The sequence below is a fragment of the Streptomyces sp. NPDC111507 genome (assembly GCF_055638955.1).
On the sequence record NZ_JBVKBU010000005.1, the window covers coordinates 520,394 to 532,589 of the forward strand.

Sequence of the window (12,196 nt, forward strand, 5' to 3'; positions counted from 1 at the left end):
AGGCCAGGCACCATAGTCGCACGCACTCGGCGTCGTTCGGCGCGCCCCAGTGGGCTGGGGCTCTCTCCGTCCCGCTCCATTGGAGTCCCGCTCCATCAGACGGCCCGCTCCATCGGACAGCCCGGAGGCCACGCCCCTCCCCGGTTCCGGCGGGGAGGCGGGGTGCGAGCCTGCCTCAGTACGGCCCGTGGGTCCAGCGGCCGTCCGTCATCGTGGCGTGCACGGGCATCGTGCGCAGTGTGCCCGTGTCGGCGTCCAGCGGGTCGATGTCCACGACCACCAGGTCGGCGGGGTCCCCGACCCTGATGAGCCGGCGCCCGCGGGCCGCCGCGACGAGCGCGTCCGGGACGGACAGGCGCTGCTCCGGGTGCCACGGGGGGCGCTCGTCATCGGTGCGGCCGACGGCCGACGCGATGGCGAGCCAGGGGTCGAGCGGCGAGACGGGGGCGTCCGAACCGAACTCCAGCCGGGCCCCGGCGGCCAGCAGATCGGCGTAGGCGAAGGCCCGCGCGGTGCGTCCCGCCCAGTGCCGGTCCGCCACATCACGGTCGTCCGTCGCGTGCCGGGGCTGCACTCCCGCCGTGACACCCAACCGCGCGAATCTCGGGAGGTCTTCGGGGCTCAGCAACTGCGCGTGCTCGATCCGGCCACGGCAGCGCACCGCCTCGAAGGCGTCCAGGGCCACGGTGTTGGCGCGGTCGCCGATGGCATGCACCGCTGGTTCGATTCCGTGCGCGGCGGCCCGCCGCATGAGCCGCACCAGCTCCCGCGGTGACGTCTCCTCGATACCGTGGGAACCGTCCGTGCCCGCCAGCCCCGGGTAGGGATCGCGGCACAGGGCGGTACGGGTGTTCAGCGAGCCGTCGGTGAAGAGCTTCAGCGGACCCACCCGCACCAGGCCTCCACCCACGCCGAGTCCAACTCCCGTGCGCAGTCCGCGCTCCACCGCCGCGTCCAGGCGGCTCGGATAGACGGCGGCCGCCACCCGCACGGCGGGCGGGGACTCGGCCGAGCGCCGCTCCCAGTCCTCGACCGTGTCGCCGTACTGGAAGTCGATGACACCGGTGACCCCGCGCGCGGCGGCGGCCTCGCAAGCGTCCGCGATCCAGCCGTCGACCACTTCGGCCGGCGCCGCGGGGAGGGCGGACAGGACCTCGTGGCACTCGTGTTCCCTGACCAGGCCGCTGGGATGGTCACCGCGGCCGACGAGCGCGAGGCCGGCGGAGTTCAGCCATGCGGCGTGCAGATCGGCGCTGACCAGGGCGACGGGCCGGTCGGGCAGCACCGCGTCGAGCAGCCGCTTGTGCGGGGCGTCGGGCCACAGCCCGTCCCGGAACCCGTACCCGAAAAGCACCGTGCCGTCGGACGCCCCGCCGCCGCGTTCCCGCACGATGTCGGCCACCGCCCGCGCGGAGGCGGTCCGGGACAGGTCGAGCCGGTGACGGGTGCTCGCCCACTCAGCCATGTGGACGTGGGCGTCCCACAAGCCCGGCAGCAGCACCCGCCCCTCCAGATCGAGGACACGCTCACCGGCGGCCGGCCTCGCCCGCCCGCCGGTGCCGTCCGCCGCGACGACATGGGTGACTCTGCCGCCCGCCACCCGCAGGCGGACGAGCGGTCCGCCCGCGCCGAGCCGCACCCGGTCGAGCGTCAGCCCGGTCGCCGGGGACAGGTCTCCTCCTGGGAGCCCGCGCCGGGCGCTGACGAAGTCCGCCACAAAGCCTCCCTCCGCGACGACACGCGGTCTCGACAGGACCGCGATGGACGCGACCCCCAACAGAACACCCACCAAGAAAAACTAGCCCTACCTTGCCTCTCCGGTCCTCCCCCCGTCCCGCGTGCTCGGCCGCTGACGTGACCGGTAGGCTTCAAGAGCCCGACCGTTGCCAGGAGCAGCAACCCCTCTAGGGACAGCGACCACAGCGCCGCGCTCGTGGCATCCGCCCCGCCCTGGAGAGCACATGCCCGCTGGTGAACAGATGCCAGGCCCTCTCGACCGTGGTCGAACCCACCGGCTCACGGGCTTTGCGGCGGGTTGTCCATGCTGAGGGATCCCCTCGATCGGATCGGTCGCTACCGTCTGGACCGGCGTCTCGGCGCGGGTGGCTTCGGTGTGGTGTGGCTGGCCCACGACGAAGTGCTCGAGGCCGTCGTCGCCCTGAAGGTACTGTCCGACAACTGGGCCGACCACCTCGACGTCCGCGAACGTTTCCTCGCCGAGGCCCGGCTGCTGCGCAAGGCCGACTCGAACCGGGTCGTCCAGGTCTACGACATCGGTGAACTACCCGACGGCAGACCCTACTTCGTCATGGAGTACGCCGACGGAGGCACCCTCGACGACCGGATCGAGGCCGGTCCGCTGCCCATCGCCGAGGCACTGCGCCTGACGGCCCTCGCGGCACGGGCCGCGGCCGCGCTGCACGAGGCCGGGATCGTGCACCGCGACATAAAGCCGTCCAACGTACTGCTGCGCACCTCCTCCGGCGGCGCCGACCGTGTCCTGCTCGCCGACCTCGGGCTCGCCAAGAGCCTGGCGCAGGCCTCCGGACTGACGATGGCGGCCGGTTCCGCGGGCTACACCCCGCCCGAGCAGGCCCAGCCCGGTTCGGGCATCGACGCGCGGGCCGATGTGTACAGCCTCGGAGCCCTGGGCTACCACCTGGTCACAGGGTCGGTCCCCGGGCCGCCCGGCAAGGTCGTACGACCCGAGCGGCTGCGTACGGATCTGGCCCCGGACGTGCAGCGGGCGCTGCTGCGCGCCATGGAACCCGACCGCGAGCGGCGCTGGCCCACGGCGCTGAGCCTGGCGGTGGAGTTGGAACGGCTGGCCGAACAGGTGTCGATGGGGGCGGTCCGTGTGCCCCGGCGTCGACGGCGGACCGTGCTGGTGGCCGTGGCCGCCGCGGTCGTGATCGGCGCGGCCGGTGTGACCACCGCGCTCGTGATCCGCCGGTCCGACGCCCCGTCCGTGACGGTCGAGGACGCCTCCGGACAGGTCTCGGTCGAGGTTCCGGGCGGGTGGGGCCGCCAACTGCGCGACTCCGGGTGGAATCCGCGGACCGTGGGCCTGTCGGACACGCACGAACCGGGTCTCGCCGTCGCGGACGACCTGGCGAAGTGGCAGAACCTGCGCTCGGGCGTGGACGGGGTGTTCGTCGGCCTGAGCGAAGACGGCGACGTGCGCGGCAGGGTCGGGGCGATCGCCCACACCGACTGCCACTACGAGGGCAGCCGCACCTATACGGGCACGCGCTGGCACGGGCTGATCCGCACCTGGAACGCCTGTCCTGGCAGCCATGGCTCACTCACGGAGGCGGGGCTCACCTCGGCGGGCGGGAACCAGCAGCCACAGCTGTACGTCCAGATCCGCCAGGCCGCCGGCAGCACCGCGACGGCCGACCGCGTACTCGGCTCCCTACGGGCCGGAGACTGACGAGCGGGAAGCCGACGAGCGGCACCGAGGCCCGCGAGGCCCGGATCACGGTCCCCGTTCCGGGATCCGCGGACATCGCATGTCCGGTCCGCGAACTTTTTCGCGTGCCCGAGCATCGGACACTGGTGACGGAGCACAGAGCGCCGTTCGCACGCCGAGTCAGGACGCGTGCGGTGAATTCCAAGGAGTGTTGACATGGCGACCTTCCGGCCCGGCGACGCGGTTCCCGTCCGCCGCCCGTCCTCCCCCACCCACAGGGCAGCGCTGGTCGCGGGTGTCGCGCTGCTCGGCCTGCTCACGGCCTGCGGCACCGACCACGGCACCGCCAGTCCCCCGCAGAAGCTCTCCGGCACGGCCGAGCCGGCCTCCGGCGACAAGACCACGGACACCACCGGTACGGGCGCCGACCCGACCGGTTCCCTCACACCCTCGGCAGCGGCGTCGAACTCGTCGTCGAGCTCGAACTCGTCCTCGACCGGGAGCGGCTCGTCCGGCGGTACCCGATGCCACACCTCGGAGCTGCGCGCGACGGTCGGCGCCAACAATCCGGGCGCCGGTCAGGAGAACTTCCCCGTCGTCCTCACGAACACCTCCCATCGCACCTGCACCGTGCGCGGCTTCCCCGGGGCGGCGTTCGTCGACGCGTCGGGCCAGCAGCTCGGGCCCGACCCGAAGCGCTCCGCCGATACGCCGACGACGGTGACGCTGGTGCCGGGGCGGAGCGCGTGGGCGGGCCTGACGTTCTCCAACCCGGAGATCAGCGGCGCGAAGACGGCGACGCCCGCCACGCTGGTCGTCACCCCGCCCGACGAGCGGGATCCGCTCAAGGTGGCGTGGAAGGGGGGCGAGGTACCCGTGTCGGGGAACGCCTCTTCCGTGTCCCTGACCGTCGTCCGCCCCGGCAACGGCGCCTGACCCCGGCCGGCGTCACCGACCCCGCTCCCCGCCCCGCCGTCCGCCCCGCGGACCGGCGGGGTTTGTCACGGAACAGCAACACGTGCCGATGCCGGCGACCTTTCCCGACCATCCACGCATCACACCGTTTGACGCACCCCGCAGAGCGGCGCGTCACAGGAACGGAAGCTCCCGCCCGTGGGCGGGAGCCGGATCGAGAAACTTCGGGGGTTCATCATGACCGGCATCTCACGCAGGCGTCTGCTGACCGCGACGGCGTCGGCGGGCGCGCTGGGCGGCCTGGGCGCGCTCACCGCCTGCTCGTCGAACGACTGGTCCGTGGGCAGCAGCTCCAAGGGGGACACGAGCGGCAAGTCCCCCAAGCCGAAGCTGATCGGCGACGGCTCCACCGCCGACACCGGGGCCCAGCCCAAGCAGCCGAAGGCCGAACGGCTGAAGCCGGGCGAGCGCCCGCCGCAGTTCGTGGTCTTCTCCTGGGACGGTGCGGGCGAGCTCAGCAACAAGCTGTTCTCCCGCTTCCGCAAGGTCGCCGCCGACCACGGCGCCTCGATGACGTTCTTCCTCAGCGGCATCTACACACTGCCCGAGTCGAAGAAGCACCTCTACAGCCCGCCGCAGCACCCCGTGGGCGCCTCCGCGATCGGCTACCTCTCCGACCGGCACATCCACTCCACGATCCAGCAGATCCGGTCCGCTTGGCTGGAGGGCCACGAGATCGGCACCCACTTCAACGGCCACTTCTGCGGCGCGGACGGGGTGCGCCGCTGGTCCCCCGCCGAGTGGCGCAGCGAGATCGCGCAGGCGAAGAAGTTCGTCACCGAGTGGAAGACCAACACCGGCTTCACCGACCTCGAACCGTTCCCCTTCGACTACGAGAAGGAGCTGATAGGCGGCCGGGCCCCGTGTCTGGAGGGCCAGTCCAACCTGCTGCCGACCGCCGCCGCCCTCGGCTGGAAGTACGACGCCAGCAGCCCCGGCGGCCTGCAGATGTGGCCCGGCAAGGTCCAGGGCGGCAGGATCTGGGACTTCCCACTGCAGTCCATACCCTTCCCCGGCCACTCCTTCCAGGTCCTGTCGATGGACTACAACCTGATGGCCAACCAGTCCCACGCCAACCCGCTCGGGGACAAGTCCATGTACGACGCCTGGCGCGCCCAGGCCCGCGACAGCTACCTCGCCGGCTTCCGCCGCGCCTACGAGAGCAACCGCGCGCCCTTCTTCATCGGCAACCACTTCGAACGCTGGAACGGGGGGATATACATGGACGCGGTCGAGCAGGCCGTCGAGCAGATCGCCGGGCACGACGACGTCCGCCTGGTCTCCTTCCGCCAGCTCGTCCAGTGGCTGGAGGCCCAGGACCCGGCCGTACTGCGCAAGCTGCGCACCCTCAACCCGGGACAGTCGCCCCTCGGCGGCTGGTCGGAGTTCCTGGGTACGGCGGCCTCGCAGTCGGCCACGGCGAGTTCCTGACGACTCCGGCGCCGACCACCCCTACGAACACGACCGCGGCCAGGCGCGCGTGGCCCGGCCGCGGTAGGTATGGCGTTCAGGACGGTCAGCGGTGGCCGCCCTGGCCGCCGCCGTGTCCGTAACCGCCGTAACCCCCGTAACCGCCGTATCCATAACCGCCATAACCGCCGTAGCCGCCATAGCCCCCATAGCCATCTCCGTAGCCGTACCCCGGTGCGCCGTACTGTCCGCTCGGAGGCGCGCAGTAGGAGTACGGGGAGCAACTGTGTGCGGGTGAGGAGGGCGCGGGCGTCGAGGGCTCGGCCGAGGGCCGGGGCGACGATTTGGGCACGGTCGGTGACGGTGACGTCGACGGCTCGGGAGAGGTCTGGCCCGACGATGTCTTCGTCTGCCCGGCGGAGTCCCAGTTGACCGCCTCCATCTGGAGCGAGGGCGACGAGGTGTCCATCGTCCAGTGCTGGTCGGACTCCTCCGCCCGGACCTTGAGGACCACGGACGCCTCGCCCTTGGCGGAGGCGGGAGTGAGGGCCAGGTCCTGGTTCCAGCGGGGCACCACCGTGCCCTGGAGGGTGAAGTCGTAGCGCACGTTCTTGGTGCCCGGTTGCGACTCGCCGGTGCAGGGCGCGAGTTGGACCGAGTAGCCGAGGTGGGAGTCGAGGCAGAGGTCGGGGGCGGCCAGGTCGCGCAGCAGTCCGTCGTCCTCGTACGACCATTCCTGGCTCGCCGCCGAGGAACACGGCGTGAGCGCGGTCTCCACGCCCTTCACCGGCTTCTTCCCCACGATGCCGATGCACAGCCCGGTCTCGGTGTTGCGCAGCCGGCCGCGCACGCCGCCCTTCGAGGTGTCGCCGGCGCCTATCCAGGACGGGTTCGGTCCGGGCGCCTTGACCGGGCCCGAACTGGGCGACCCCGAGGGTCCGGCGCCGTCCGCCATGCCGGGCGCACCGTCCGAGCTCTGGGTGACCCACAGGACCAGCGGGACCAGGATCATTCCGCTCACGGTCAGCGCGGCCAGCGCGATGTTGTTGCGACGCGGGGCGCGGCGGGAGGAGCGCCGGGGCGCCTTGTGCGTCGGCGGGCGGGAGTCACCGGAGGCGCGGCTGCGCGACGCGGGGCGCGGGGACTCGCCCGGAACGAGGGGTGCGTGGCGGGGAAGGGGAGGGATTCTGTGCGCGGCCGGGACGGTGTCCGGGACTTCCGTCACTTCCACGATCGCGTCGACGCGCCCGGGGCGGGAGTCGAGGTAGGCCGCGGCGCCCCAGCCGAGCAGGGCCTCGGCCAGGGGCAGCGCGAGATCGCCGTTGAACCGGCTCAACTGGTCGGCGGTGTGACGGCAGTGCCGGCACCGGCCCATGTGCCTGCTCAGATCGGCGTCGAGGTCGAGGCCGCCGCGGCGCAGGGACACATCGAGCATCCGGTGGAAGCGGCGACACTCCTCCTCCGGGGCCAGTTCGCGGTGGATTTCCAGGCAGCCCTCGCGCAGGCGCTCCCGGGCCCGCCGCAGTTCCACCAGAGCGTCGTCGTCGCCGATGCCCAACAGCGCGGCGGGCAGGGTGAGTTGCTCGGCCTCGACCTCGGTGTGCCACAGCAGACAGCGGGCGGGCTCGGGAAGTCGCTGGAACGCGCGGGACAACTGCCGCCTGTTCTCCGGCGGCAGAAGCCGCGCCATGACCCGGTCACGGCTGTCGGAATCGGCCAGCAATTCGGGATGAAGCATCTCCCGCCGTTGGTCCCCGAGCCATTCGGCGGTCATACGCCGTACGGTGACCAGCAACTGCGGCCGCCAGGCGGCCGTCGGCCCGGTCTGCCGCAGCGATTCACCGAACAGCCGGGTGAAAGCGGCCGTGGTGAGCATTCCGGCGGGACGCACACCGTTGGTGCACAGGCGCGCATAGGCGAAGACCGCTTCCCAGTGGCGGTCAAGGAGTTCCCCGACGGGATGGTGCGCGGGCGTGTTCCCCGAGCTCTTCTTCAGGTCCGCCGCGAGCCGCTCATCCGAAACCTCGAACAAGCGACCGGGCGTTGGGGAATGAGACACCGCTGCGTCATTCACGTCCGCTTTCCTCCCAAAGGTAACGCAGGAATTAGTCCATACCAATGGGTATGTAGCCCGCCCGCTGAAGCGGAGGGACTACCCATGGGGGGGTTGTTACCGCAATCGCCCTCTCCGGCAGCTCTTTTGAAGCGAGGGGCGCGCGGGCACACCGTGCGCGTACAGAAGGAAGCGAATTGTCTGCACGCCAACAAGGCACACCTTTGCACAGTGCGCCGAGCCGAAACAAGAGATCGCGTCACCTTCCCTTTTCCGTCGCGCGCGGACGGATTGACCGAACGTCAGCCGAGGTCTCCACAAAAGAAATTCGGAATCACCCGCCACCATCGACAAGCGGTCATACGCAAGCCCCCGACCAGGCCTCCGAAGAGCGGAAAGGCCTTCACCGACCCGTTGACGCCCTGGCATGCCCATGCAATGCTCCCCTTTGGGAGCGCTCCCATTCTCCGTCGTCCACCGTGCGTGGCCGCGGCACAGGATTCACCTCACCGCTGGGAGCCGCTCATGTCCGCTTTCCTGTTGTCCCGCCGCCGCCAAAGGCACCTGGCGGCCGCCTTGCTGGCGGGGTCATTACTCGTCGGCGGCCTCGCGACCGCCCCCTCCGCGACGGGGCTCGCCACCGCCGCCACGGCGACAACCGCCGTACGGGTCAACCAAGTCGGCTATCTGCCGGACGGTCCCAAGCGCGCGACCGTGGTCACCTCCGCCGCGGGGCCGCTCACCTGGCGGCTGCGCATCGCCTCGGGCAAGGTGGTCGCCTCGGGGCGGACCGTCGGCCGGGGCACGGACGCCGCGTCCGGGCAACCGACCCAGGTCGCCGACTTCTCCTCGTACGGACGGACCGGTTCGGGTTACGTCCTGACGGTCGACGGAACGGTCAGTGATCCCTTCGACATTCGCACGGATCTCTACGACGGGCTTCGCTCCGACGCGCTGGCCTTCTTCTACCACCAGCGCAGCGGTATACCGATCGAAGCCTCCCTGGTGGGTTCCGCCTATGCGCGGCCCGCCGGGCATCTCGGAGTCGCACCCAATCAGGGCGACACGAACGTGCCCTGTCAGTCCGGGGTGTGCGACTACACGCAGGACGTCAGGGGCGGTTGGTACGACGCGGGCGACCAGGGCAAATACGTCGTGAACGGCGGCATTTCCACCTGGCTGCTCGTCAATTCCTTCGAACGGGCGAAGAGAGCCGGCACCGCGTCCGCGCTCGGCGACTCGACGCTGCGCGTTCCCGAGCGCGGCAACGGCGTCCCCGACGTCCTGGACGAGGCGCGCTGGGAGCTCGACTTCCTGATGCGGATGCAGGTGCCGGACGGCAGACCGTACGCGGGAATGGCGTTCCACAAGGTCCACGACGCCGCCTGGACCGGGCTGCCGACCCGGCCCGAGCAGGACGCCCAGCCGCGTGAGCTCCACCCGCCGTCCACCGCCGCCACCCTCAACCTGGCGGCGACGACGGCCCAGTGCGCCCGTGTCCTGCGGCCCTACGACACCGCGTTCGCGAACCGTTGCCTGACCGCCGCCCGCAAGGCCTGGACGGCGGCGCTGGCCAACCCGGCGATGTACGCACCGGATGCGGACAGCACCGGCGGCGGGGCCTATGGCGACACCCAGGTCACCGACGAGTTCTACTGGGCGGCCGCCGAGTTGTACGCCACGACCGGCGAGCGCGCCTACCGGGACGCGCTGACCTCCTCGCCCTGGCACACCGCCGCGAACGCCTTCACGTCCGGCGGCTTCAGCTGGGCCGACACCGCCGCGCTGGGCAGGCTGACGCTGGCGACCGTACGCACCGGGCTGCCCGCGGCCGACCTCCGGCGGGTGCGCGCCTCGGTGACCGCCGCCGCGGACGGCTATCTGTCCACCATGGCCGGACAGGGATACGCCGTCCCGATCCCCGCCACCGGATACGTCTGGGGCTCCAACAGCGCGGTCACCGACAACGCGATCGTCATGGCCACCGCCCAGGAACTGACCGGGGACCCGCGCTACCGCGCCGGAGTGCTGGAGTCGATGGACTACCTGCTGGGCCGCAACGCCCTGGGCCAGTCGTACGTGACCGGATACGGGGAGCGGTACTCCGACAACCAGCACCACCGCTTCTGGGCGCACCAGTACGACCCCGCGCTGCCGCACCCGCCGGCGGGCTCCCTCGCGGGCGGGCCCAACAGCGGGCTGCAGGACCCGGTCGCACAGGAGCACCTGCCCGGCTGCGCGCCCCAGGCCTGCTACATCGACGACATCGGCTCGTACTCGACGAACGAGGTGGCCATCAACTGGAACGCGCCGCTGGCATGGCTGGCCGCCTACGCCGCCGAGGACGACCGCGCGGGCGGCCTTCCGGAACGCCGCAGCTGAGCGCGCTCCCCCGCCCGCCACACCGCGGTCAGTGCCCGCTGATCGCGCGAGGCGTGTACGGCTCCTCCAGCTGCTCGATCTCCTTCTCCGAGAGTTCCACGTCGAGGGCGGCCACCGCGTCGTCGACGTGCCCCACCTTGGTGGCGCCGATGATGGGCGCGGTCACGGTGCTCTGGCGCAGCAGCCAGGCGAGGGCGATCCGGGCCCGCGGGATGTCACGCTCGGCGGCGATCCGGGCGACGGCGTCGACGATCTCGCGGTCGCCCGGCTGGTAGAGCCGCTTGCCGTACTCGTCGGTGCGGCTGCGCTCGGTGCTGACGTCCCAGTCGCGGGTGAGCCGACCGCGGGCGAGCGGGCTCCAGGGCAGTACGCCGACGCCCTGGTCCGCGCAGAGCGGCAGCATCTCGCGCTCCTCCTCGCGATAGAGGAGGTTGTAGTGGTTCTGCATGGACACGAACCGCGTCCAGCCGTTCAGCCGGGCCGTGTACTGGGCCTTGGAGAACTGCCACGCGTACATCGAACTCGCCCCGATGTAACGGGCCTTGCCCGCCTTCACCACGTCGTGGAGGGCCTCCATCGTCTCCTCGACGGGAGTGGCGGGGTCGAAGCGGTGGATCTGGTACAGGTCCACGTAGTCGGTGCCCAGGCGGCGCAGGCTGTTGTCGATCTCCGTCATGACGGCCTTGCGGGACAGGCCACGCCCGTTGGGGCCGTCGTGCATCGCACCGTTCACCTTGGTGGCGATGACGATCTCGTCGCGGCGCGCGAACTCCGCCAGCGCGCGGCCGACGATCTCCTCGCTCGTTCCGTCGGAGTACACGTTCGCCGTGTCGAAGAAGGTGATCCCGGCGTCCAGCGCGCGGCGGATCAGGGGGCGGGCACCCTCGTCGTCGAGCGTCCACGCGTGCGGCCCTCGGCCGGGCAGCCCGAAACTCATGCAGCCCAGGCAGATCCGGGACACGTCCAGGCCCGTGGAACCGAGCTTCACGTACTGCATGTTCACTCCTGCTTTCCGTGGGGTGGAAGGGCTCCCGCCGACCCGGCCGCGGCGAGCCGCCGACAAGAGCTCCGGGAAAGCCATTCCCGATCGCCGTTCGCTTAGTCGCGGGGGCGCGGCGCAGTACCTGCCGCCGAGGAGTTCGTACGACGAACGGCGGGCGCGGGTGGACCGCGCGGCGGCATGGGTGCGTGCCACGGTCCGAGCTGTGGTGATGCCTCGTACGTATCGCCGGATGCCGCACCGGGGTGCTCGGTTCCGCCGTCGTCCGTGAACTTCTCGAAGCGGGGCATCAGGTCGTCGGCCTCGCCCGCTCGGACACCGCCGCCGCGGCGGACGGCGTCATCCATCTGGCCTTCCACCACGACTTCTCGGACTACGTCGCCTGCGGCAAGCTGGACCTGCGTGCCGTCGAGACGCTCGGAGCGGCGCTCGAAGGAACCGGCAAGCCGCTCGTGGTGACCTCGGGGACCCTGATGCTCACCATGATGGCGCCGGGTCGCCTCGGGACCGAGGAGATCACGCCCGATCCCGGGTCGGTGGCACCCCGGATCGCATCGGAGAGCGCGGCCATGGCGCTGGCCTCGCGCGGGGTGCGCGCTTCGGTCGTGCGGCTTTCACCGACCGTGCACGGCGAGGGCGACAAGGGCTTCGTCCCGAGCCTGATCGGCATCGCCCGCGAGAGCGGCGTGTCGGCCTTCGTCGGCGGCGGATCGAACCGCCGGCCCGCCGTGCACCGGCTCGATGCGGCGCGCCTGTTCCGGCTCGCGGTGGACTGAGGACGCGAGCCGGCGGTTCGGCTTTCTCGCCGCCGCCGTGCCGCTCGACAACCCGACCTCGAGCGTCCTGACCCAGAAGCTGCTCGGATGGCGTCCCGAGCACCCCGCGCTCGTCCCGGACCTCGAAGCAGGCCACTACTTCGACGGCTGAACGGCCGCGCGAGCGGTTCGAACCCGGCGACCTCCTC

General features: G+C 71.4%; 7 protein-coding genes and 1 pseudogene. 5 read left to right on the forward strand and 3 right to left on the reverse strand.

Features of this window, described 5'->3' with window-relative positions; translation table 11 throughout:
* Positions 1–175: 175 nt before the first annotated feature.
* Positions 176–1,717 carry an amidohydrolase gene (locus ACZ7M2_RS23630; protein WP_471596918.1) on the reverse strand — a complete coding sequence of 514 codons (1,542 nt, stop codon included), beginning with the start codon at positions 1,715–1,717 and terminating at the stop codon, positions 176–178.
* A 324-nt stretch (positions 1,718–2,041) separates the two neighbouring features.
* Between ACZ7M2_RS23630 and ACZ7M2_RS23635 the strand changes: the two genes are divergently transcribed.
* From ACZ7M2_RS23635 to ACZ7M2_RS23645, 3 genes are all read left to right on the forward strand, one after another.
* Positions 2,042–3,433 carry a serine/threonine-protein kinase gene (locus tag ACZ7M2_RS23635; RefSeq protein ID WP_471596919.1) on the forward strand — a complete coding sequence of 464 codons (1,392 nt, stop codon included), beginning with the start codon at positions 2,042–2,044 and terminating at the stop codon, positions 3,431–3,433.
* Between the two features lie 195 nt (positions 3,434–3,628).
* Positions 3,629–4,348, forward strand: a complete 720-nt coding sequence (locus tag ACZ7M2_RS23640) for a DUF4232 domain-containing protein (RefSeq protein ID WP_471596920.1) — start codon at positions 3,629–3,631, stop codon at positions 4,346–4,348.
* Between the two features lie 216 nt (positions 4,349–4,564).
* Entirely contained in the window at positions 4,565–5,818 is a 1,254-nt protein-coding gene (locus ACZ7M2_RS23645; protein ID WP_471596921.1) for a polysaccharide deacetylase family protein, read from the forward strand.
* An 85-nt stretch (positions 5,819–5,903) separates the two neighbouring features.
* On the opposite strand, the gene ACZ7M2_RS23650 is transcribed toward ACZ7M2_RS23645, so the two are convergent.
* A complete protein-coding gene (locus ACZ7M2_RS23650; protein ID WP_471596922.1) occupies positions 5,904–7,829 on the reverse strand; it encodes a ricin-type beta-trefoil lectin domain protein in 1,926 nt (641 codons plus the stop codon).
* 546 nt (positions 7,830–8,375) lie between these two features.
* Between ACZ7M2_RS23650 and ACZ7M2_RS23655 the strand changes: the two genes are divergently transcribed.
* Positions 8,376–10,232 carry a glycoside hydrolase family 9 protein gene (locus ACZ7M2_RS23655; protein ID WP_471596923.1) on the forward strand — a complete coding sequence of 619 codons (1,857 nt, stop codon included), beginning with the start codon at positions 8,376–8,378 and terminating at the stop codon, positions 10,230–10,232.
* Between the two features lie 28 nt (positions 10,233–10,260).
* Here ACZ7M2_RS23655 and ACZ7M2_RS23660 read toward each other — a convergent pair whose 3' ends face one another.
* Positions 10,261–11,229, reverse strand: a complete 969-nt coding sequence (locus tag ACZ7M2_RS23660) for an aldo/keto reductase (RefSeq protein ID WP_471596924.1) — start codon at positions 11,227–11,229, stop codon at positions 10,261–10,263.
* A 227-nt stretch (positions 11,230–11,456) separates the two neighbouring features.
* Here ACZ7M2_RS23660 and ACZ7M2_RS23665 point away from each other — a divergent pair.
* Positions 11,457–12,159: pseudogene (locus tag ACZ7M2_RS23665) on the forward strand (NAD-dependent epimerase/dehydratase family protein).
* Positions 12,160–12,196 lie beyond the last annotated feature (37 nt).